20 protein-coding genes, 1 tRNA gene and 1 pseudogene are annotated in these 22715 nt (G+C 63.5%); 6 read left to right on the forward strand and 16 right to left on the reverse strand.

All coding sequences use genetic code 11. From position 1 onward, the window contains the following. Positions 1 to 108: 108 nt before the first annotated feature. The 3 genes from proB to ACP2YO_RS02465 form a co-directional block, all read right to left on the reverse strand. The gene (gene proB, locus ACP2YO_RS02455) at positions 109 to 1251 is read right to left on the reverse strand and encodes a glutamate 5-kinase (protein WP_426438730.1); all 1143 of its coding nucleotides are present in this window, start codon (positions 1249 to 1251) and stop codon (positions 109 to 111) included. 83 nt (positions 1252 to 1334) lie between these two features. Then, complete coding sequence (gene obgE, locus ACP2YO_RS02460; RefSeq protein WP_426438732.1) at positions 1335 to 2384, reverse strand: GTPase ObgE; 1050 nt, start codon at positions 2382 to 2384, stop codon at positions 1335 to 1337. Positions 2385 to 2602: 218 nt separating this feature from the next. Further along, positions 2603 to 3082: a MaoC family dehydratase gene (locus ACP2YO_RS02465; RefSeq protein WP_426438734.1), complete on the reverse strand. Its 480-nt coding sequence runs from the start codon at positions 3080 to 3082 to the stop codon at positions 2603 to 2605. A 177-nt stretch (positions 3083 to 3259) separates the two neighbouring features. Here ACP2YO_RS02465 and ACP2YO_RS02470 point away from each other — a divergent pair, with 177 nt between their 5' ends. Beyond that, on the forward strand, positions 3260 to 4174 hold the full coding sequence (locus tag ACP2YO_RS02470; RefSeq protein WP_426438736.1) for a DMT family transporter: 915 nt from the start codon (positions 3260 to 3262) through the stop codon (positions 4172 to 4174). 3 nt (positions 4175 to 4177) lie between these two features. On the opposite strand, the gene ACP2YO_RS02475 is transcribed toward ACP2YO_RS02470, so the two are convergent. The 4 genes from ACP2YO_RS02475 to ACP2YO_RS02490 form a co-directional block, all read right to left on the reverse strand. Then, entirely contained in the window at positions 4178 to 4774 is a 597-nt protein-coding gene (locus ACP2YO_RS02475; RefSeq protein WP_426438738.1) for a GNAT family N-acetyltransferase, read from the reverse strand. A gap of 167 nt (positions 4775 to 4941) precedes the next feature. Next, positions 4942 to 5211, reverse strand: a complete 270-nt coding sequence (gene rpmA, locus ACP2YO_RS02480) for a 50S ribosomal protein L27 (protein WP_029081359.1) — start codon at positions 5209 to 5211, stop codon at positions 4942 to 4944. A 111-nt stretch (positions 5212 to 5322) separates the two neighbouring features. Beyond that, positions 5323 to 5703 carry a 50S ribosomal protein L21 gene (rplU, locus tag ACP2YO_RS02485; RefSeq protein ID WP_426438741.1) on the reverse strand — a complete coding sequence of 127 codons (381 nt, stop codon included), beginning with the start codon at positions 5701 to 5703 and terminating at the stop codon, positions 5323 to 5325. A 255-nt stretch (positions 5704 to 5958) separates the two neighbouring features. Next, entirely contained in the window at positions 5959 to 6894 is a 936-nt protein-coding gene (locus ACP2YO_RS02490) for a GlxA family transcriptional regulator (RefSeq protein ID WP_426438743.1), read from the reverse strand. 44 nt (positions 6895 to 6938) lie between these two features. Between ACP2YO_RS02490 and ACP2YO_RS02495 the strand changes: the two are divergent. The 4 genes and pseudogenes from ACP2YO_RS02495 to ACP2YO_RS02510 all read left to right on the forward strand — a co-directional run. Continuing rightward, positions 6939 to 7127: pseudogene (locus ACP2YO_RS02495) on the forward strand (SDR family NAD(P)-dependent oxidoreductase); the annotation flags it as partial. Between the two features lie 104 nt (positions 7128 to 7231). Then, entirely contained in the window at positions 7232 to 8395 is a 1164-nt protein-coding gene (locus tag ACP2YO_RS02500; protein ID WP_426438745.1) for an ROK family protein, read from the forward strand. A 446-nt stretch (positions 8396 to 8841) separates the two neighbouring features. Further along, a tRNA-Ser gene (locus ACP2YO_RS02505) sits at positions 8842 to 8931 on the forward strand. A 277-nt stretch (positions 8932 to 9208) separates the two neighbouring features. Further along, positions 9209 to 9418 (forward strand): hypothetical protein, encoded by a 210-nt coding sequence (locus ACP2YO_RS02510; RefSeq protein WP_426438747.1) that lies wholly within the window; start codon positions 9209 to 9211, stop codon positions 9416 to 9418. Positions 9419 to 9458: 40 nt separating this feature from the next. On the opposite strand, the gene ACP2YO_RS02515 is transcribed toward ACP2YO_RS02510, so the two are convergent. From ACP2YO_RS02515 to ACP2YO_RS02535, 5 genes are all read right to left on the reverse strand, one after another. Continuing rightward, the gene (locus ACP2YO_RS02515) at positions 9459 to 10058 is read right to left on the reverse strand and encodes a hypothetical protein (protein ID WP_426438749.1); all 600 of its coding nucleotides are present in this window, start codon (positions 10056 to 10058) and stop codon (positions 9459 to 9461) included. A gap of 34 nt (positions 10059 to 10092) precedes the next feature. Continuing rightward, the gene (locus ACP2YO_RS02520; RefSeq protein ID WP_426438751.1) at positions 10093 to 10728 is read right to left on the reverse strand and encodes a hypothetical protein; all 636 of its coding nucleotides are present in this window, start codon (positions 10726 to 10728) and stop codon (positions 10093 to 10095) included. 7 nt (positions 10729 to 10735) lie between these two features. Further along, a complete protein-coding gene (locus ACP2YO_RS02525; RefSeq protein ID WP_426438753.1) occupies positions 10736 to 11773 on the reverse strand; it encodes a TAXI family TRAP transporter solute-binding subunit in 1038 nt (345 codons plus the stop codon). Between the two features lie 18 nt (positions 11774 to 11791). After that, positions 11792 to 12268, reverse strand: a complete 477-nt coding sequence (locus ACP2YO_RS02530; protein WP_426438755.1) for a hypothetical protein — start codon at positions 12266 to 12268, stop codon at positions 11792 to 11794. Between the two features lie 867 nt (positions 12269 to 13135). Beyond that, positions 13136 to 14458: a hypothetical protein gene (locus ACP2YO_RS02535; RefSeq protein WP_426438757.1), complete on the reverse strand. Its 1323-nt coding sequence runs from the start codon at positions 14456 to 14458 to the stop codon at positions 13136 to 13138. A gap of 490 nt (positions 14459 to 14948) precedes the next feature. On the opposite strand from ACP2YO_RS02535, the gene ACP2YO_RS02540 reads away from it, so the two are divergent. After that, complete coding sequence (locus ACP2YO_RS02540) at positions 14949 to 15221, forward strand: transposase (RefSeq protein ID WP_426443521.1); 273 nt, start codon at positions 14949 to 14951, stop codon at positions 15219 to 15221. A gap of 94 nt (positions 15222 to 15315) precedes the next feature. On the opposite strand, the gene ACP2YO_RS02545 is transcribed toward ACP2YO_RS02540, so the two are convergent. The 4 genes from ACP2YO_RS02545 to ACP2YO_RS02560 form a co-directional block, all read right to left on the reverse strand. Then, positions 15316 to 16899: an AMP-binding protein gene (locus tag ACP2YO_RS02545; RefSeq protein ID WP_426438759.1), complete on the reverse strand. Its 1584-nt coding sequence runs from the start codon at positions 16897 to 16899 to the stop codon at positions 15316 to 15318. Between the two features lie 27 nt (positions 16900 to 16926). After that, positions 16927 to 18504: an ABC-F family ATP-binding cassette domain-containing protein gene (locus ACP2YO_RS02550; protein ID WP_426438761.1), complete on the reverse strand. Its 1578-nt coding sequence runs from the start codon at positions 18502 to 18504 to the stop codon at positions 16927 to 16929. Positions 18505 to 18979: 475 nt separating this feature from the next. Next, positions 18980 to 21481, reverse strand: coding sequence for a S8 family peptidase (locus tag ACP2YO_RS02555; protein ID WP_426438763.1), 2502 nt, complete (start codon positions 21479 to 21481; stop codon positions 18980 to 18982). Further along, entirely contained in the window at positions 21474 to 22679 is a 1206-nt protein-coding gene (locus tag ACP2YO_RS02560; protein WP_426438765.1) for an AAA family ATPase, read from the reverse strand. Before ACP2YO_RS02560 ends, ACP2YO_RS02555 begins: the two co-directional genes overlap by 8 nt. Between the last annotated feature and the right edge of the window lie 36 nt (positions 22680 to 22715).

Genomic DNA, 22715 nt, shown 5'->3' on the forward strand with positions numbered 1-22715 from the left:
GATTAAGGCCATGTTCTAGCATGACAATTGAGGGGTTGGCGAGGCGCGGAACCGGCATGGCAGATGGCGGCTGGCCGCCGGAGGGTCGGCCAATGGCCTACTTAGCGCTTACTTGGCCGGGAACGTGCCCGCCGGACCGATCACCAAATCGTCGCGATGGATCATCTCGGACCGGCCGCTGGTGCCGAGGATGGCCATCACATCCGGCGAGGAGCGGCCTTTGATCTTCTCGGCATTCTCGGCGTCGTAGGCGACGAGGCCGCGGCCGATCTCATGGGTATCGGGGCCGCGCACCACCACGGCGTCGCCGCGCGCGAACTGGCCATCGACCCTGACAACGCCGGCTGGGAGCAGGCTCTTGCCCGCACGCAGCGCGTTCACCGCGCCGGCGTCGATGGTCAGTGTGCCCTTGGGCTCCAGCGAGCCCGCAATCCAGCGCTTTCTCGCGGTGACGGGATTGGCAGGGGTCAGGAACCAGGTGCAGCGGCCACCGTCGGCGATCGCCTGCAATGGATGCTCGATCTTGCCGGAGGCGATCAGCATGTGGGTGCCGGCGGTGGTCGCGATCTTCGCGGCTTCGATCTTGGTGGTCATGCCGCCGCGCGACAATTCGGATTCGGCGGCGCCTGCCATCGCCTCGATTTCCGAGGTGACGCTCTCGACGATCGGGATCAGCCGGGCATCGGGATTGGCCCCGGGCGGCGCGGTGTAGAGACCGTCGATATCGGATAGCAGGATTAGGAGGTCCGCGCTCGCCATGGTGGCGACGCGCGCAGCGAGGCGGTCATTGTCGCCGTAGCGGATCTCGTTGGTTGCAACCGTGTCGTTCTCGTTGATCACCGGCACCGCGCGCCATTCCAGCAATTTTGCGATCGTCGAGCGCGCGTTGAGATAGCGGCGGCGCTCCTCGGTATCCTGCAGCGTCACGAGAATCTGGCCGGCGCCGATGCCGTGATGGCCGAGCACCTCTGACCAGATTCGCGCCAGTGCGATCTGACCGACGGCGGCCGCGCCCTGGCTCTCCTCGAGCTTCAGCGGACCACGCGGCAGCTTCAGGCGGCTGCGGCCGAGCGCGATCGAGCCCGACGACACCACCATGACCTCGCGGCCTTCCTTGTGCAGCTTGGCGATATCGTCGACCAGTGCCGCGAGCCAGGACGCACGCACCTCGCCCGCCTGCGAGTCGACCAGCAATGACGAGCCGACCTTGACGACGATGCGGCGAAAGTTCTTGAGCGCGGGGCGTTGCATGGGTTTGGGTCTGGAAAACAAGTCGATGGAAGCAATACCCGCCACGTCAGGACTTTGGAAGTGGCGAGGGTGAGGGGGCGCGTTCAGCCCTGCGGCACCGGCGTCGCCCACGGCTCCGCCTGGCCCTTGGCCTTGTTGGACACCGGCGCCTCGCCGATCACCTCGACCAACGCGCGCAACGCCTCCGGCACACCTTGGCCGGTGACGCCGGAGATTAGCAGCGGCGTCTTCTTCGCAGCCCGCTTCAGCCGGTCCTTCTGCTTCTTCAACTCGTCCGGCGTGACTGCGTCGATCTTGTTCAGCGCGACGATCTCGATCTTGTCGGCGAGCTGGCCCTCATAGGCCTCGATCTCGGTGCGTACGATCTTGTAGGCCTTGCCAGCGTGTTCGCAGGTCGCGTCGACCAGATGCAGCAGCACGCGGCAGCGCTCGACATGGCCGAGGAAGCGGTCGCCGAGACCAGTGCCTTCATGCGCGCCCTCGATCAGGCCAGGAATGTCGGCCAGCACGAACTCGCGGCCGCCGGCATTCACGACACCGAGCTGCGGATGCAGCGTCGTGAAGGGATAGTCGGCGATCTTCGGCTTGGCTGCGCTGACCACGGAAAGGAAAGTTGATTTACCGGCGTTGGGCAGGCCGACCAGGCCTGCATCCGCGATCAGCTTCAGGTGCAGCCAGATCCAGCGTTCTTCGCCGGTCTGGCCGGGATTGGCATTGCGCGGCGTGCGATTGGTGGAGGATTTGAAATGCGCGTTGCCGAAGCCGCCATTGCCGCCTTCAGCGAGCACGAATTTCTCGCCGAGATCAGTGAAATCGTGCAGCAGCGTCTCGCGATCCTCGTCGAACACCTGGGTGCCGACGGGTACTTTCAGCACGATCGGCTTGCCGTTGGCGCCGTGGCGGTCCTTGCCCATGCCATTCGTGCCCTTCGGCGCCTTGAAGTGCTGCTGGTAGCGATAGTCGATCAGCGTGTTCAGGCCGTCGACGGCCTCGATGACGACGTCGCCGCCGCGGCCGCCATTGCCGCCGGAGGGGCCGCCGAACTCGATGAACTTCTCGCGCCGGAACGCGACGCAGCCATTGCCGCCGTCGCCCGAGCGAATATAGACCTTGGCTTCATCGAGGAATTTCATGATTTTCAACTATAGCGTTTTCAAGCGAAGTGGTCGCCGGTTCGCGTGAAGAAAACGCGTCAAAACGAGAATCGAGAGCGTATCGGGTCTGATTTATCGGGACCGGTACGCTCTAGTTAGGGCACGGTGGCCGCTGCGGCAACCCAGAAGCGCCCTAGCTTCGGCGAAAAGCCTTAATTTTCGGGCCTTTTTGCGGCCCCAGCGCATTTGCTGAGCAATTACGCCGGCCTGCGCCGTACCAGGAACTTCTGCATCCCCTCCAGCACCAGTTCGCGGCGCTGATTGTGCACGGTCGAGCGCAATGTCACCACGCCGGTGCTGCGGCCGGGCGCGATCTCGATCACCTCGAGCGCGGGGTAGATGGTGTCGCCGGCATAGACCGGCTTGAGGAACTTGCTCGACTGCTCGAGAAAGCCGATCAGCGACTCCTCCACGACATAGGGAAAAAGCCCCGCGCCGGGCGCGGTGTGCACCAGGGTCTGGAAGCCATGCGCAAGGAGGTCCGGCATGCCGCGCGTGCGGCAATATTCGACGTCGTAGTGGATCGGGTGGGTATCGCCGCTCGCGGTCTGGAAGGCGGCGAACACGGCGGAAGTCTGCGTCCGGCTCGGGATCACGAAGCGCTCGCCGAGCACAAAATCCTCGAACCAGCGCTGCGCCGGTACCATGCGATGCTGGATAGGGTCGAACTCGGTCATACGGCGTTTCCTGCAAGTTTTTTTGAATGGCTGACGTACCGGTAGCGCAGGCGCCGGACTGCGACAATTGGCTCGATTTACTGCCCTTTGGCGTCCTTGGGGTTGTCCTGCGCAACCACGTCGCTAAAACCGGCAGCAAAACCAGCGCGACTCACGCGTGGCGGCAACAAAAGCAAGATGAGCCTGTTCGCAAAACTGTCCTCCTATGACGATCGGTCCGCGCGGCTTGCCGGCATCGGGTTGATGCTGCTGTCGATCTTCATGTTCTCGTTCGGCGACGCGATGGGCAAATTCATGGTGGCGACCTATTCGGTCGGGCAGCTGCTGTGGCTGCGCGCCTGCGCGGCGTTGTTGGTGCTGCTGCCGATGGCGTGGAAGCGGCGCGCCGATTTCCTGCATCTCGAGCGCCCGTGGCTGCAATTGCTACGCGTCACGTTATCGACGCTGGAAGTCGCGGCGTTCTTCCTCGCCACCGTCTATCTGCCGCTCGCCGACGTCATCACCTACTATCTGGCCGGACCGATCTTCGTCACCGCGATGTCGGGCCTCGTGCTCGGCGAGCATGTCGGCTGGCGGCGCTGGACCGCGATCCTGGTCGGCTTTTGCGGAGTGTTGATCGCGCTGCGGCCATCGTCGCAGACGATCAGCTGGCCGGCGATGATCGCCCTTGGCGGCAGCCTGTCGTTTGCGGTGTTGATGCTGATCACGCGATCGCTGCGATCGACCCCCGACATCGTGCTCGCGACGTCGCAGTTCGGCGGTACCTTCATCCTGGGCGTGGTGCTCTCGCCGTTCGGCTGGGTGACGCCATCGGCCGGCAGCCTCGTGCTGTTCTTCGCCGCCGGCATCATCTCGGTCGCCGCGCTGCTGTGTGTAAACCGCTCGCTGAAGCTCGCGCCGGCCAGCGTCGTCGTGCCTTACCAATATTCGATGATCGTCTGGGCGGTGATCTTCGGCTTTGTAGTGTTCGGCGATGTGCCGTCCTGGGCCACGATCGTTGGCGCCGCGATCATCATCGGCGCAGGACTCTACATCTTCCTGCGCGAGCAGAAGCTCGGCCGCGAGCAGCCGGCGTTGAATCCGCCGGCGTAACCTTCATCCCTCTCGCCGCGTCGAGTTGTTCCAGGTCTTCAGCGAGGCCCAGACGCTGCGGGACAGCCGAAAGCAGTCCACCGGGCTCGACGAGCCCAGCGCTTCGAAGCGGTGCAACTCGACGCCGCTCCACTGGAAGCCGCACTTCTCCAGGATGTTGCGCGACGATGGGTTCGCGACGCGGGCGCCTGATATCAGCTGGTCGAGATCGAATTCCTCGAAGAAGTAATCGATCACCGCGCGCGCGGCCTCGGTGCCAAAACCCTGGCCCCAATGGTCGACGCCGAGCCAGTAGCCGAGTTCCGCCGTGGTCTCCGCGCGCCAGTCGATGCCGACCATGCCGATCGGCGTATGATTGTTCTCGATCAGGAAAACCGTCTCGCGTCGGCCTTCGGCGAGGGTACGAACGAAGTCGATGGCGTCGTCCTGGCTGTAGGGGTGCGGCAGGCGACGGGTGTTCTCCGCGATGCGGCGATCATTGGCGAGCCGTGCAATTGCTTTTACGTCCGCGAGCGTCGGCTTGCGCAATGCCAGCCGTTCGGTCTCGAGGACGCAAGCTCTTGCTTCGCGCAAGGTGGGGGTCGGGATGTCCTGCAGCATGTCGGGCTCCTGTGATGCGAAAAACGGTACGCAACGCTTGGAACGTCACGCGGGGTCGAACCGGAACACGCGCAACAAAAAGGGAGGCCGGTTATCCCGCCTCCCTTGGAGCCCTTTTCGACTCCGCCGGTTCAACAGGACCCGGCGGACTCGTGTTTGTCCACCGTCTATTCGGCCGCTTCCGCCATCGGAATGACCGATACGAATGTGCGGCCGTTGGCTTTGGCACGGAACTCGACATGACCCTCGATCTTGGCGAAGAGAGTATGGTCAGTGCCCATGCCGACATTAAGGCCGGGATGCCAGGTGGTGCCGCGCTGACGCGCGATGATGTTACCGGGGATCACGCGCTCGCCACCGAACGCCTTGACGCCAAGGCGCTTGCCCTTGGAATCACGTCCGTTGCGCGATGAACCGCCTGCTTTTTTGTGAGCCATGGCTCGTCTCCGACTTCGCTAGAATCTCTAGATCAATTCCTTGACGGAATCATTTCAATTCTGGTCACGCCAATTTGCGGCGTAACGATCAACTCTCTGCGCGCGAGGGGCCTATGCGGCTTCCTCGGCGGGCGCTGCCGGCTTTTCCCGCTTCGGCCGCGGGCCGACGGTCGGCTTGGCATTATCGGCGAGGATCTCGGTGATGCGAAGCACCGTGAGTTCGTCGCGATAGCCGCGCTTGCGGCGTGAATTCTTGCGGCGGCGCTTCTTGAACGCGATCACCTTGGGACCGCGCTTGTGCTGCAGCACCTCGGCCGCAACGGACGCGCCTGCCACCGTGGGCGTTCCCAGCACCGGCGTATCACCGCCGAGCACCAGAACTTCGCCAAGCTGCACGATCGTGCCGACTTCGCCGGCGATCTTGCCTATTTCGAGCACATCATCCGGAACGACGCGGAACTGCCGGCCGCCGGTTTTGATGACTGCGAACATCGTTTGATTCCTTCGTGTTCGGTTCCGGCCTCGGACGAGTAGCCCGGGTCGGCTTTTTGTTCAGTCACTATGGGTTTCATTTTTCGCGCAAGGGGAACGAATTCCCTGGATTGCTCGCACAAAAACAAGCGGCACGAGAAATCCTCGCGCCGGATGACGCGGACTTATAGCCGCAAACCGCAGGGAGTCAAGGCAAAGCAGGGCAAAAACCAGCCAAAAATGAAGGATTTGGCGCAGTTTTGGCCCGATTCAGCGTTAGGCGGCTGCCCTGGCATGGCGGCGGATGGTCTGTGGCGGTTGCAGCACGCGCAGGAACGCCCGCCGCATCCGTTCCCGGTCGGCAAACCCGGTCTCGTTCGCGATCTCGTCTATCGCATGCCGGCCGTCTCCGATCAATTCGCGCGCCGCCTCGACACGGAGATGCTCGATTGCCTTGGCTGGCGACTGGCCGGTCTCGGCGCGAAAGGCGCGGCTGAACTGGCGCGGGCTGAGCCGTGCGATCGCGGCCAGCTCCTCGACGGACAGTTCGTCGCGAAGGTGTGCCTTGGCGTAGTTGAGCGCGTTCTGGATGCGGTCGGATTTGGGTTCCAGCTCGAGCAGCGCCGAAAACTGCGACTGTCCGCCGGCGCGGCGATGACAGACCACGAGCTTGCGGGCGACCGAGCGGGCCACCTCGACGCCGAGATCGTGCTCGACCATTGCCAGCGCCAGATCGATCGTCGCGGTCATGCCGGCCGAGGTCCAGATCGGCCCGTCGACGATGTAGATGCGATCCTGCTCGACTTTGAGCCTCGGAAATCGCGCCTGCAGTTCGGCGGCGTATTGCCAGTGCGTCGAGACGCGGCGGCCGTCGAGCACACCGGCCTCGGCCAGCGAGAACGCGCCAACGCAGGGTGCTGCGATGCGCTGCGATGACGCCATGGCGCGGCGGACATAGTCCGTCAGCTTCGGTGATGCCGGGTGCAGCTCGGTGCCTGCACCGACGAACAGCGTGTCGAAGCTGCGCTCGCTGAAGGCTTCCGTCTCGACGTTGAAGCCCGCCGATGAGCGCACCGGACCACCATTCTCCGACAGCAGCGTGACCTCATAGAAGGGCTCGCCCGCCACCAGATTGGCGATCTCGAAAGCGGTGATGGCGGTGAAGCCCATCACCTGGAAGTCCGGAAAAATGACGAAGCCGATCCGCTGCATAGGGACTCCTCCCGACGATCTTTCTGTGTCCTAAAAAGATGGGCGAGATCGTGATGAAGGCCGAGGACATGGTGGATGCCGCGCTTGCCGGCCTCGACCAGGGCGAAGTCTTCACCGTGCCGGCGCTGCCGGAGGCCGCGGATTGGCAAGCCTACGAGCAGGCTCGCCAGAAGCTGATGCCGAACCTGTCGCGCAGCACGCCCGCGGCGCGCTACCGGGCCGCGGCAGCCTGAGATCGGCGAAGGTTGCTCCCGCGCTGCAAAACCGTCGCAGCGCGGGAAGCAACCATTTGGGTTCCCCGCCGTTAAGAGAGGGAACTTCACGCGGGCAAGGGCGAATGGCTGACGACACGGTATCAACCACGGGCATTGCCCAGCATGGCGGCGCGCGGCTGCCCTCCGTCGACATCGACAGTTTCAACATCGAGCTGAAGGACGACGAGGGTTTCATCGGCGACCGCGCCTCCAAGGGCGCGTTCCGCGAGATCCTGGAGCGCTGGCGCAAGCCGCTGCGCAAGTCGGGCAAGGATCCGTTCGGTGACGAGCCGTCCGAGAAGATCAGCAAGAAGACGCTGGATGAGATCCTGGTCAGCGACGACACCGAAGCGTCCGCCGTGGTGCATAGCGCGATCGAGGAATTCGCCCAGGAGCTCGCCTATGTGACGCGGCGCTTCCTCAAGACCAAGGCCTGGGCCGGCACCGAGCGCATCGTGGTCGGCGGCGGCTTTCGCGATAGCCGGCTCGGCGAGCTCGCGATCGCGCGCACCGAGATCATCCTCACATCGGAGGATATCAAGGTCGACATCGTGCCGATCCGCTTTCATCCCGATGACGCCGGCCTGATCGGCACGCTGCATCTCGCGCCGTCGTGGATATTCGAGGCCCATGACAGCATCCTGGCGGTCGATATCGGCGGCACCAATATCCGATGCGGAGTGGTTGAGACGCGCTGGAAAAAGGCGCCGGACCTTTCGAAGGCGACGGTCTGGAAATCGGAGCTATGGCGTCATGCCGACGACGAGCCGACCCGCGAAGGCGCGGTGAAGCGACTGGTGAAGATGCTGAAGGATCTGATCGTGACTGCCGAGGCCGAGGGGCTGAAGCTCGCACCGTTCATCGGCATCTCCTGTCCCGGCGTCATCAACGCGGACGGCGGAATCGAGAAGGGCGCGCAGAACCTGCCGGGCAATTGGGAGAGCAGCAAATTCAACCTGCCGGCGAGCCTGGTCGAGGCGATCCCACAGATCGGCGGTCACGACACCGCCATCGTGATGCATAATGACGGCGTAGCCCAAGGGCTCGCGGAAGTCCCGTTCATGCAGGACGTCGCGCACTGGGGCGTGCTGACGATCGGAACCGGGCTCGGCAATGCCCGCTTCACCAACCGCAAGAAAGAGAACGGCAAGGACGAGAAGAAGGTTAAGGGCGACGACGAGAACGAGAAGAGCGAGAAGAAGGCCAAAAAGGCCAAGGAAAATGCTAAGGAAAAAGCCAGAGCGTGAGGCTCGGCGTTAACCTTCGCTAACCTTCGCTTCTGGCCGCAGTGCGGTAAGGTTGAGCGGTTAGGTTAAGAACGGGTTCGCGTTGCTGATTCCGCCCGTGTTGTTAGCGTCAATCTGTCGCTCCCGCTGGCCGCCGAAGCCGCACTTCCCGGCCGGTAAATTTTAAGCAGCGGCACGGGACCGCCAGTTTTTTGTCGCGTCTGGCGGTCCCACCTTTATTCTACGCCCAATTGGCGGCTCCCGGTCCGCGCTACGTGGAACGCCGCGCCGATCAGACCAGAACTGCGCCACTAGCGCTTTGTTTCCATGCGCCTTCTTGGATCGCCTCGACGCCTCATTGGCTCGACAACGCCGTGATGGAAATATTATTGCAGCGCCTTGTCTGGCCCGCCATCCTCGCCTAGAACACGCCCCGACCGCCGGTGATGCAAATCACCCGGGCCGCTGGAGAGGTGGCAGAGTGGTTGATTGTACCGCACTCGAAATGCGGCATAGGTGCAAGCCTATCGGGGGTTCGAATCCCCCCCTCTCCGCCATATATTATTGAATTAATTGATATTTTTAATTGTCGTTGGAATTGACCCCCGGAACAACCCCCAGCTCCTGAGCCCTGCCGTTTGGGGTTAACAAATTCAAAATTCCGGCTATGAGGCTTTCCGAGGGGCGACTAGTGATGCCCCTTCTAGGTGGTCAATCCAGTCAGGTGCGTCGGCGGCGGGGCGATCGACAAACAATCGGCTCACCACGCCGGCCCTGGTTCAGCAATCGCCCGCGATCAAGTCGACCACGGTGGAACTCCCATCTGGTGACGCCATGTTCCCCGGAGGCGCGGCAGCGGATGCCATCAACAATAACTGCCTCGCCTGTCACTCGGCCGACATGGTGCTGAATCAACCGGCCCTGCCGAAAGCGACGTGGGAGGCCGAGGTTCACAAGATGATCAGTGCCTACAAGGCGCCAGTCGGGGAGGCCGATGTGCCGGCAATCGTCGACTACCTTGCCAGCACGAAGGGTGCAAAATAGCCGCCGCGCCAGGGATCGGCACCCGCGAGACTGCGCCGGCTCATGGCTTGACGTAGGTCCAGCCCTGCTCCTCAAGCTCCATGACATGGACGACACCCGACTTGACCACCTGCGCCTGCGGAATGATCGGAATGTCCTTGTTCTCGGCCTTGTGCATGTTCTCCTGGGTATTGCCGCAGGCCTTGAACGAAACTTCCGGCGTGCTCAGCGCCATCTGTTCGATGCGGGCCTTTACCGGAGAGGTATCGTTGCGCAGCATGTGCAGCCCCGGCCCGAACGTGACGACCTCGATTTCCACCTTCTCGCCGAGGTCCTTGTAATATTGCGCGACGTTCGTTGCATTGTTGAGCGCGAGATTCATCGCCGCGGGATCGTTGGTGTTCACCTGCAGCACCAGGTGGTGCGGCTCTTTTTCCGCCGGCGGCTGCGCCACGCGCGCAGCGCTTTTCTTGTGCTTGTGCGCGGCAGCGGTTGACGTTGCAGGTTTGGCCACCGCGTTCGTCTGCAGCGCGGCGGTATGGGACGTCGGTGTCAGCGCCAGCGGCCGCGCGGCGTCCTGCGCCGCCGACAACGACGCGCTGACCAGAAACCCGATGGCGCCGATCGTCGTTATCATCGCAATATGTAGAAGTCTGCTCATGGTCCGCCTCCTCTCGAGGAAAGTGTTCCGCGCGTTATCGGTCATTTGGCTTTGCTACCGCATGTGGCCATTTGCACGCCGCCTCTATCTTCGTGCGCACGTTCTCCAGCCCCGTCAGGGAGAACGTTCCTTGACTGCCGGCGCCCACCCGCGGCTGGAGGCGGATGTCGAGCTCTCCCTCGCCTGGAAGCGATCGCAACAGCCCCACCGCATCGCCGGCGAACGCGACGCCGCCGCCGAAGGCCGGCGCAATGCCTGCGCGTTGCACCGGGGCGCCGCCGTTCACGCGGTAGGAAATGACATAGCCGTCGCCGCGGTCAGGCATGGCAGGGCCCGCAACCGCCAGCTCAGTGCGTCCGCTGCGACACCGGATCGAGAGCTGCATCGCCGTGTCGCCGCCGGCACCGCGCGACGAAATCGTGGCCGTCGCGATCGGCGTGTAGTCCAGCGGCGACGTCGTCTGGCTGACCGTCCAGCCGTCCTCCGTCGGAGCAGAATTTGCCGGTGGCGCGGCGGCACGCGACAGCCTGTCGAGGCAGTCCAGCCGCTCCGCGCGCTCCATCGCGGAGCAGGCACGAAGCTGCTCCATCGGACCGTCCGGGCCCTGCGCCAGTGCAATCCCGCCTGCGACCGTGAGCGCGATCGGGATCGGAAGGATGATCTGTCTCATTGCTCTGTCATTGCGATGCACGGTTTGCGCCGGCGTGACTGTCGAGCCATGCCTGCGCCGCAGGGAAGCGCGCAAGCCCGGGAACGGTCGCGGCGAGATTGACCGATTTCCACTTCGGATCGAAACCGGGCGCCTGCAGCCTGTCGATGCGTGAGAACAGATGGTCGACAAAGCGCGCGACCCGGTCGAACCGGTTCGAACTGGTCGGCCAGTTGAAGGCGACCAGCGCCGTCGGCACGGCGATCGTCGCCACGCGTTCGCCTGGCTTGATCAGGTTGGGATAATCGGTCGCATCCAGAGCAGCCGGAAGATAGTAGTCCTCCAGCTTGCTGCCATATGGGACCGGCAGAAACTTGAAGCCGGGATCCCAGCGCCCGCGCAAGAAGGCATCGACCGGCTTCGACGTGATGAACACGACCGCCGCGATCTCGCCCTTGCGCATCTGTTCCAGCGCGAGCTGATGCGGGATGAACATCTTCTCGACATCGAGACCGAGACGGCTGAAGATGAGCGGCCCCGAATAGGCTGCGGCGGTACCCAGAGTATTGAAGTTCACCTTCTTGCCGGCGAGGTCGTTCAGGCTGGCAATCTCCGGCCGGACGAAGACATGCAGTTCGGAAGGGAACAGGTTGAGCACGTAGGCAAGCCTGTGCTGGATATGCGGAACCTGGGCCTTGTACTCGTCGAGCGCGTCGGAATTGATGATCGCTGCGTCGATGCCGCGCAGATAGAGCAGCGAATTGACGTTTTCCGTCGGTCCCCGCGTCACGACCGGCAGGACATGCAGATTGTCGCCGTCGTCGACCACGCGGGCCATCTCCGCGGCAAAGCGAATGGGCGCGCCCTCGACGAGACCTCCGGCCAGACCGACCGTCCATGCATTGATCGACGTCCGTGGGTCTTGCGCCGGCTCCCGCTGCACCGGCGGCGTGGCACGTATCGGGACGTACTTGGTGCGCGCATCCACCTGGGACGGCTGAACGGCCAGCAGCGAAGCCATTGCCGCGAGCAAAAGCAGCGGACCTTTTCCAGGACATCTCTTCATCGATCGGCTCCTTCTGTGCTACCGGCGCAACGCGTCGGACCGCTGTCTCGCCTCCTTGATCCCGCCGGCCTCGGCCTTCGCATAGAGCGCGCGCGCCTTGGTCGCATCGCCGCGCGTCCCATACGTTCCCCATTGGGGCAGAATCAGCGGGTCGTAGGTTTCCGCCAGCATGAAAGTCGCCTGAGCACTGCCGGTCTCGGCCGCGCGCTCGAGCACGATCCGCGCCGAGCCGATATCGCCCTGCCCAAGCAACACGCTCGCGCGGGCCACCAGCCTCGTCATGTCGTGGGTATCCTCCGGAGTCCCCGGAGAGGCTCCGCGGGTGTCGGCGACGGCGACCTTTTCTGCTGCAACCGGCTTTGCCGGGTCCGTCTCCACCGGCCTGGCCTGCGCAGTCTGGCCGACGACGGCCATCTCCTTCGTGCTCCGCGCGAGGACGAGTTCCTGCTCCAGCCGCGCGATCCGCTCGCGCTCCTGCTGCAACGAGGTGCGCAATTCCGCAGCGCCCTGCTCCGCGACCTGCTTCAGCAGCCTGGCCTGGTCACCCGCCTCGGCCGCCAGCGCAGTCTGCGTCTCGACATCGCGCCGCGCGGTCGCGAGATCCTGCTCCAGCCGGGCCGCCCGCTCGCTCTCCTGTTCCAGAGATTTTTGCAGCTCCGCGGTGTCGCTTTCTCCTGTCAGCTTGACTTCGGTCGCTTGGGCGTACGCCTTCGCTGCCAGTGCCGCCTGCGTCTCGACCTCGCGCCGTGCCGCCGCAAGGTCCTGCTCGAACCGTGCCGCCCGCTCGCTCTGCTGTTGCAGGGATTTTTGCAGCTCCGACGTGCCGCCTTCTCCCGCCTGCTTCAGCTCAGCCGCTTCGGTACGCGCCTTCGCCGCCAGTGCGGTCTGCGTCTCGACCTCACGCCGCGCGGTCGCGAGATCCTGCTCCAGCCGGGCCGCCCGCTCGCTCTGCTGTTGCAGCGATTTTTGCAGCTCCGACGTGCCGCTTTCTCCCGCCTGCTTGACTTCGCTCGCTTCGGTACGCGCCTTCGCCGCCAGCGCGATCTGCGTCTCGACATCGCGCCGCGCGGTCGCGAGATCCTGCTCCAGCCGGGCCGCCCGCTCGCTCTGCTGTTGCAGCGATTTTTGCAGCTCCGCGGTGTCGCTTTCTCCTGTCAGCTTGACTTCGGTCGCCTGGGCGTACGCCTTCGCTGCCAGTGCCGCCTGCGTCTCGACCTCGCGCCGTGCCGCCGCAAGGTCCTGCTCGAACCGTGCCGCCCGCTCGCTCTGCTGTTGCAGGGATTTTTGCAGCTCCGACGTGCCGCCTTCTCCCGCCTGCTTCAGCTCAGCCGCTTCGGTACGCGCCTTCGCCGCCAGTGCGGTCTACGTCTCGACCTCACGCCGCGCGGTCGCGAGATCCTGCTCCAGCCGGGCCGCCCGCTCGCTCTGCTGTTGCAGCGATTTTTGCAGCTCCGACGTGCCGCTTTCTCCCGCCTGCTTGACTTCGCTCGCTTCGGTACGCGCCTTCGCCGCCAGCGCGGTCTGCGTCTCGACATCGCGCCGCGCGGTCGCGAGATCCTGCTCCAGCCGGGCCGCCCGCTCGCTCTGCTGTTGCAGGGATTTTTGCAGCTCCGACGTGCTGCTTTCTCCCGCCTGCTTGACTTCGGTCGCCTGGGCGTACGCCTTCGCCGCCAGCGCGGTCTGCGTCTCGACCTCACGCCGCGCGGTCGCGAGATCCTGCTCCAGCCGGGCCGCCCGCTCGCTCTGCTGTTGCAGCGATTTTTGCAGCTCCGACGTGCCGCTTTCTCCCGCCTGCTTGACTTCGCTCGCTTCGGTACGCGCCTTCGCCGCCAGCGCGGTCTGCGTCTCGACATCGCGCCGCGCGGTCGCGAGATCCTGCTCCAGCCGGGCCGCCCGCTCGCTCTGCTGTTGCAGCGATTTTTGCAGCTCCGACGCGCTGCTTTCTCCCGCCTGCTTGACTTCGCTCGCTTCGGTACGCGCCTTCGCCGCCAGCGCGGTCTGCGTCTCGACCTCACGCCGCGCGGTCGCGAGATTCTGCTCCAGACGTGCCGCCCGCTCGCTCTGCTGTTGCAGGGATTTTCTCAGCTCCACCATGCCGCTGTCGGTCGCCTGCCTGGGCTCGCCGCCTGACTCTTTGGCCGCGGCTGCCGGCGTGGTCCGCGGGTTGGCATCGCCACGCATTCTTGCAATATCCCGCTCCATCCGTTCGGCCTGTTCGCGGAACATCGATTTGCGCAACTCGGCTGCGCCGCGCTCGCCCTCCGACATTGCTCGGCCGGTTCCCTCGCGCTCCTGTTGCAGGGATTTGCGCAGTTCGGCGATTTCGCTGTCCGCTGACTGCCTGGCTCGAGCCGATTCTTCACCCGCCTCCTGCAGCCGCGTCTGCACCTTCTCCAAATCGCGCCTGACGGCGGCGAGTTCGCGCGCCAAGGCCTCAGCCCTCAAGTGCTCCTGCTCGGGGGCCTGCAGCGTTACTTGCGCGAGTTGCACCAATCCGTCGCCGCGCGGGCGCGCCTGCGCTTGCCTGGCTTCGTCCGATGCCAGTGCCGCCGACACCCATGTCGACGTGAGCAGAATTGCGATGATGCGTAGGGGCGCGGCTCGCATCCATGCGAACGGATGCGGCGTCGGCCTCCGGGCGAGCGGCGCATCGTTGGCGGCGCCGGCGATGCCGCAAGCGTTCACCTCGTCGCTGAGGATGACGATGTTTGGATTTCCCGACCCGTCCACAATCACCTGTCGCATGGGTGATTTGGCCTCTCTCTGGCCTACCCCAATGGATCAGGATAGCGCTCGCGGGCGCGTGAAAGCCATTCCCTCGCAAGGGGGACCCTCAGCTACCCCTTTCGGGTGAGGTGCACGCGCTCGCGTATTTCGCGCGGCGGAGCGCCCTGCGCGATACGGGGATAGCGGCGACCTATGCGCGACTGTTCTGTTGGCTTGTCTGAGCGTCGATCAACAGCGTCGCCATCTCGACGAGCCTGACGTCTCAGGCCTGCCGCGCCTAGCACCACAGCGTGGCTGAAGGCGCCATCTATCAGCAGCGAGAGCTGGCCGCCTAGCTTGGCAGGATCATGTGCGCCGAGCGTGCGGGCGCTGGGAACACGAGGATGTCCTCGAACGCCACCGCGCGAGGATGGAAGGTGCAGACAAGTTAATGCGCCGCCGTTCCGCCATGGTCGAGCATCCCTTCGGCACACTCAAATGCCGTGCCGGATACCGCCACTTCCTACTTCGCGGCTTCAACAAGGTTCGGGGTGAATGGAGCCTGATGGCGCTCTGTTACAACTTCACTCGCCTCCTCAATATCCTCGGCTTCGAGGGCTTCATGGCCGCGGTCGTAAAGACACTCCTATCTTGCCTATCCGCCCTCGTAGCCCGCCCGCACGGCCTGAAGCGCCGTCCGACGCCATGCTGGTCATCTATCCGCCTACGCCTCGCATTTTGAACAACAAGGCCAGAGTCCGACCGTGGACACTAGTTCCTGCCCAGCCTCGTCGGGCAAATCAGTGATCGTCGTCGCGAAACGAGGCTGCCCGGGCTTACCCGTAGTAGGCCGCATAGATGCGCCTCAGCTTCGCCTTTTCGATCTTGCCGGTGGCCGTCTTGGGCAACTCGGGGACATGGATCACGGCCTTCGGGCATTTGAACGGGCTTAGCCGCTCGCGGACGGCCGAAAGCAGCATGTCGGTGTCGATCGATCCGCCATTCTGGGTGACGACGACGGCGGTGATTGCTTCGCCCCAGCGCTGGTGCGGCAGCCCGATGGCTGCGACTTCGAGCACGTCGGGATGCGCGGCCCGGATCGCAAGTTCGACCTCGATGGAGGAGACATTCTCGCCGCCGGTCTTGATGACGTCCTTGAAGCGGTCTTCGAACCAGAGAATTCCGTCATCGTCGAAACGGCCGGCATCGCCAGAGTGAAACCAGCCATGGCGGAACGCTTCCGCGGTCGCCTCGGGATTGTGCAGATAGCCGGCCATGGTCTGCGGGCTACGATAGACGATCTCGCCGGCACTGCCGGCTGGAAGTAGCGCGCCGTCGGGTGCCATGATGGCGACTTCAACGTTGACGGCCGGCGTGCCGACCGCGCCAGCATGGCTCAACTGGTGCTCGGGCTTGAAGAATGTCGAGACCGGGCTCATCTCGGTTTGGCCGAACATCAGGCTGAAGTCGCAGCCGAAGATCTCGATCGCCCGGCGAAGCTCCGCCACCGGCATCGGCGCCATGGCGTAGACCGTCAGGCGCAGGCTGCCGACATTGCGCGGATGCGCGAGCTGACGTTCGACAAGCTGTTGAATCATCATCGGCAGCGCGAACAGGACGCTGATCCGCTCCGTTTCGATCGCCTCGTGAAGAGTAGCAGCGTCGAAGCCGCGTTGAATCACCATCGACGCGCCGACCGCAATGGCCGGCGTACAGAGCGCGTTGAGCTGCGCGGTGTGGAAAAGCGGAAGCACCACGCTCAGCCGGTCGTTCTCGGTCATGCGGGTATCGATCGCAGTGCCGAGCGATTCCAGGTAGATCGCGAGATGGGTGCCGATCACGCCCTTGGGCGCCGAGGTCGTGCCACTGGTGTAGAGATAGGAGAGCGGAGCGCGATCCTCGATCTCGACATCGGGAATGTCGGACGATTTGTCCGTCACCAGCGCGTCAAAGTCGAACAGCGGCACGTCGCGCATGCTGGCGGGCGTCGTGGCACCCGACGCCAGCCGATCCATTACGGCGATGCCGAGCGGCGGCCGCGGACCTTCGGCGCCGGCACAGAATTGCTGCAGCAGGCCGGCTTCGACCACGGCCGCACGGGCACGCGAATCCGCCAGCACATGGCTCAGTTCGTGCTGCCGCCAAAGCAGATTGATGGGGACGCAGACGAGGCCAAGCCGCGCGCAGGCGAAATAGACTGCGAGGAATTCCGCGCAGTTGCCCGACATCAAGGCCAGTGCGTCGCCTTTCCGAAGGCCGAGCGCGGAAAGACCGTGCGCGACGCGATTAGTCCAGGCGTCGAACTCGCGATAGGACCAGCGCCGGTCGCCATCGCAGATCATCTCCCGCTGCGGAAATCGCTGCGCGCTCCGGGTGACGAGGTCACCCACATTGACACGGTGGATCAGGTGAGTGCTCACGGCCGTCCAATCCCCCCTGAAGACTTGTTACAGGCGAAGATATCGCGATGTCGCAATGGCCTCAAGGAAGGTCTCGTCGTGGCTGACGACCAGCAGCGCCCCGTCATAGGCGCGCAATCCGGCCTCGACCGTCTCAAGGGATTCGATGTCCAGATGGTTGGTCGGCTCGTCGAGGATCAGCAGCGGCGGTGGCGTCGCGCCGCCGAGAACGCAGGCCAGACCAACCCGCAGCAATTGTCCGCCGCTGAGGCGCGAGACGGTTTGCAGCGCCGCATCGGCGCGGAACATGAAGCGGGCCAGCGCGGCCCGGCACTCGTTTTCGCCGGCTTTCGGATTGATCCGCCGGAAATTGTCCAGGATCGAGGTCGGCGCATCGAGCAGGCTGACCGCCTGATCGAACATCGCGAAGTCGGTCATGACCTGCACGGTGCCGGAGGACGGCCGCAGATCGCCGTTGATCAGCTTGAGCAACGTCGTCTTGCCGGCGCCGTTAGGCCCGACGATCGCGACCCGTTCCGGCCCGGAGATCGAGAAGGTGACGTCACGCAGGACCGGCTGTTCCGGGCTGTAGCCGGCGGTCGCGGCGTCGATCCGCAGCACGGTCCGGCCCGCCGGCAGATGTGTCGACGGCAGTTGCACCGAAAACGGTTGCAGGATCTCGATGCGCTTGCGCGCCGCGGTCGCAAGTTCCAGCGCCTGGGTCCGCCGGCGCTCGGCGAGACGTGCGTTCTCTCCGCCGGTGTCTTCGCTGCGGTCCTTGCGTGCGCCGGCCAGAATACTCGGCATGTCGCCTTTTGCACGCTTCCGGTTGCCGGCGCCGTCCTTGCGCGCCTTCCGTTCGGCGGCCTCATTTTCCTTGCGGTCGATCTCGGCCACGCGCTTCTCGGCGGTCGCGAGGTCGCGCCTGGCGGCGGCAAGCTCGATCCCCTTGCGCTCCCGGTATTGGCTCCAATTGCCGCCGTAGCGCCGGGCTTCCAGCGACGTCAGTTCGACGATCGCATCCATGGTGTCGAGCAGCACGCGGTCGTGGCTGACGATGATCGCGCCGTGCCGCCAGCCGGCGAGCAGGTCGATCACCGCCCGGCGTCCCTCGCGATCCAGATTGTTGGTGGGCTCGTCGAGCAGCAGGAAGTCGGGCTGCGCGAAGATCAACGCGGCGAGGCGCGCCCTGGTGGTCTGTCCGCCCGACAGCGCGGCCAGCGGCGCTTCGAGAACGGTGTCCAGTCCGACGCGGCCGAGCGCGGAGGCGATGCGGTCGTCCAGCGTCCAGTCGATATCGGCAAGCTCGTCAGCGGTCGCATCGCCCCGTTCGGACCGGCGCAGCGAGGCCAGCGCTTCGCGTGCGCCGAACAGATCGACCACGCATTCGCCCGGCGTCACCTGAACGGTCTGCTGAAGCAATCCGACGCGTCCCTGGACCGTGACCGAGCCGGATTGCGGCGCGCGCGCCCCGGCGATCAAGGCCAGCAGCGTCGTCTTCCCGATGCCGTTGCGGCCGACAAGGCCGGTCAGCTCAGGCCCGAAACTCAGGTCGATGTTGGAGAGAAGGACCCGCCCGTCAGGCGCGGACAGGGTCAGATGGGAGAGCGTAATCGAAGCTGGCATGACGATGGATATCCCGGTGGGCAAGGCTGACGGGCATTGCGGTCGGGATGAAATCCATGGTCGGAGGTGTCCTGTCGGGGTGGTTAGGCTCGATTGATCTAGTCGTGTGCGAATTCCGGATCAAGGCCAAGAATGAAGCGTTTCGGCCGACGTCGTCAAATCATGGCCTGAAGCGAATGTCCGGCACTGGGTCGCAATCTCGCCTTCTAACCTGTCTTCCTCGTTGCCTGCCTCCCTTACTATGTTGCAAAAACCTGCAATTGGAGGCGTAGCCATGAGCGAGTTTGTCCTGAACGGCTGGTAGAGCGTCGGGGCTGAGTTGGCGAGCGATATCGAGTGCACACTGATGACTATGCGGGTTTCCTGACTTCCCGCAGCCAAAGGGAAGGGCTATTCCGACTTTTTGGTCGCTCCTACCTGCCGAAAATGCCGATCAAAGGCCATCCAATGCCCGCTGATATTGGCTCTATTTGTATCAGACACGTGGCGTAATGCGCGCCGCCGTTCGAATGTCAGCGATCTGCGCCCCGATCGCCTGAAGGCTTTGGCGCATGTCATTGAAGACGGCTTTTTCCGCCTCTGGATCGCTAATGGTTAGAATTGCCGTGAAGGGGACGCCGCCCTCTGGCATCACCTCGCCAGCACGGGTGAGATACTCGATAAACAGTCGCCAGTTCGAAGAGGATCCAACTCCCCGCGGGAAGGTTTTGGCATGGACCTTTACTGGACTCCATTTTAGGTCATGCTCGATCAGCTCCGCCTCGACCGTCGGCGATTCTCGTGAGGATGGCAGGTAAAGTGGTTCAAGTCGGCCGTGCCATCGGCCTTCATCCTGCTCTTGTTGCAGAACGGCATTGACGTTGATCCGGACGAACTCGGAACCGAACCTCGCATCCAACGGCGGGGTGGATACGAGCGTGAGCTTCGCTCGTCCTCGGCATTTTCCGCCAGGTCCGGCCAAGGACGCCGGCCACGGGAAGCGAAAATTGATCTGTTGGCCGTGCTGAATACGCGATGCGAAGACCAGGGTGATCGCATGATCGCCCGTCTCGAGAATACGTTCCGCAGACGGCGGCATCCCGAAGCCGACAAGGTGCCGCACGACCGGTGCCAGCATTTTCGGACGCAAGGGTACAGGAATCTCTGCATGGTGGACGAGCAGGCCGATGAGGGTTTCACGAGAGACCTCGCCTTCAATGGCGTGGTCGAGTACTGCGGCCGTCTTTGCGACCAAAGGCGAAGCGTAGCTGGTCCCGCAACCGTCGATCACTGTTCCATCAGGAAGGATGGAGAAGAGGCCGTGCCCCAGAGTTGCGTGCTGCGTGCCCGCGCCTCCGATATGGGCAAGATCAGGCTTTCCGCCTGACCGAAGTCCAGGCCCGCGGCGGCTGAAACGGGCTGGGACGAACGGTAAGCAGCCGCCGTGCCCCGGCGGGTTTAGTGCCGCAACGGCAACGTTCCGCGCGCTCTCCGCCGGTGTCAGGAGCCCATCGTTTCGGGCGAGCGCCAGGTTGGAAAGGGCCGACGTTGCATCAACCGGCCATTCCGGGCGGAGGTCCTGCGCCTGAATGTTGCCGGCAGAAATGAACACGACGGCATTGTTTTCTTCAGCAATCTGGTCGAGTCGGATCGCGTGTGGGCTGTAGCGATCGGGTGCTGCGGGCTGAAGGATGTTGAGACTCATATTGAAGACACGCACGCCATGCCGTGCCCGGGCATCGGCGACGGCCGCATCCATCTCATCGAAGAATTGCGGGAGGCCACCCGAGTAGTACGATGCAAAGGCCCCGGCTTTTTGCTCATTCGGGAAAACGGCCACGTCGACCAGTTCCGCCCCGTCGGGCTCCGGACACGTCTCCGCACCATTAATACCGGCTCCCGCGACGGCGAGACCGCCAATGAACGTGCCATGGGATAGATCCATGTCTTCGTCGGCCAGAACGTCCCATCGATCGATAACCCAATCAGCCAAAGCCGGGCTTATGCCGCCATCGATGATGCCCAGCCTCGGATGAGTCCTGCGGCTATCACGAACAGGCATGACCGCCTGAGCTGGGCGAACACGCCCCGGCGTTGCCGGGCGAGCAGAACGCACCACAATGCCGGGTAACTCGATCCTTCGGACGACGGGATGCTTGTCCAGGAATGTTAGCAAGCGGCTGTGGTGCTGAACATTCGAGTCGAATGGTGCAAGCTCACGGCGCTCTTTCGATGACACGGTCGTCAATCGTAGGACGGCGCCATCGCCGGCTTGGTCCAGGCGCACTGAAAGCATCGGGAGGCGATGCCGCCAACTCGGCTGACGCTCCACTGACAAGCTTTGTTCAAGGGCGTTGAAGCCGGCAACGAAGGACTCGACCAGACGTCTACGAGCAGGGTCGAGGCGATCCCATTCGGCACGAGGTGGTAAAATGTCGAATAACTCGACTTGATATCCGCTCCCCGTCATCGGATTGGCCAGCCACGCGACAGCCTCTTCGACCGAAAAGTTGCGCTTGTCTGAAGCGCCATAGAGTTCGATCCGGTCGATCGCTCCCGTCTCGCTCTTTTGCGCCGAAGGGTTCGGCACCTCTTTTCGCTTTTTTTCGTCGTAACGCATCCTGGTCTGCGTTTCCGCTTTGGCGATTTCGGCTTTCACCTGCGCCAACGCCGATGGGCGGCCTTCGACAATCATCACGCCGAGATCTCCGCCCCCGACTACAGGCATCCGATCACCGCGGAAAAGTGCTCCAACGGGCCGATGGCTCTTCGCCCAAGCATCCCGTTTGAGGGTGACCTTGACGTAGCCGATCGGTCCTTGGGCTTGCGCGGAAAGAACCCCGGAAATGGTGTCGATCTGTTCGATCAGGGCCGACTTGTGAGCGCTGAACTCTCGATCACGATGGGCGAAGAAGTCCTTGCGGCCGCCTCCACCGCCGGCCTCTCGGGCTTCTTCATAGTTGTTCGGATTGAGAACGATCTGGATCGGACTAGCCATGATTCACGCCCCCATCGATTTTACTCGCCTGACGGCCAAGCTGACGACTCACGGTCGACTTATCTCGCCCCGCGATTTCGCCGATGTCGGCCATCGAAAATGCGAGAATGGGATCGTCGCGCATGGCCCGAAACAAGTTCGCGGGGTCGTCGAACAACAGCGCTCGACGTTCACTCTGAATGCGAGCCGCGTTTAGCGTGGCGAACTGGCGGAGCGTATCCAGCAACCCCCGCCGACTGTCCTCGCGAACCGTGGTGGCCTTCTTATATGTGCGCACCAGCGCCTCGATCTCCGCTCCGGTCGAGCCTTCCGTAAACCAAGCAATAAGGCGTAGATGGCTGTCGGGAGCCGCTACCGGCGGCATGAACATGGCAGAGATCGCCTTCCTCACCTCAAAGTCGGGCTTGGGAATCTCAAGCTGGACCTCGAAACGCCGCCAGACCGCTGGATCAAGCAGCTTCGGATGATTGGTAATGCCGATCGTCAATCCGATGTTCTGCCGAACATCCAGATTCTGGAGAAGGGCATTCACGACACGCTTTATTTCGCCGACCTCCTGCGGGTCATCGCGCACCTTTGCAATCGCGTCGAATTCATCGAGCAGAAGGACGCAACGATACCGATTAGCAAACGTGAAGAGATTGCCGATGTTACGGGCGGTGGTTCCAAGAAACGAAGAAACGAGACCGTCCAGCTTCACAAGAATAACAGGTAATTCCAACCTGCGAGCGATCCAGAGAGCCAATCTCGTCTTTCCAGTGCCCGGCGCTCCATAGATCAAGCAAGTCTTTGAAGGCATTATATCGACGGTAGCGAGTGCCTCGAAGTCCGTCCATTCATCAACGATCGTCGCGACTGCCTCCGTTACCGTCGAGTTGAAGAGTGGGGCCGCTTCCTCGATTTCAGAGGGAAAAATGATCTCCGCCAAGGCCGCGGCCGTTTCACGATCGACGGGAACTGGGGTGTTGCGGCCCAGTATTTCTCCGGAAAGCCCAGCTAGGGAACGTTCAATTCGGCTCGGAGCCATCTCCTTGAGGCGCTCCGCCGTTGCAAGAATCCCTGCGAGCGCCGCTACTTGCTTTTCCTCCCCATCCTTGGCGAGTGCGTCTTTAAGGCGCTCAATCTGCTTGCGCAGCGCGGGCGTCGGCTCCCCCATCGCTACCCGGCAAAGGGCCTGAATAATTGAAAAGTGCTCCATGCGCCCTGCCCGCGGTCCGATGCATAATTAATGTGG

The organism is Bradyrhizobium genosp. P (genome assembly GCF_049949265.1).
Lineage (GTDB): Bacteria > Pseudomonadota > Alphaproteobacteria > Rhizobiales > Xanthobacteraceae > Bradyrhizobium.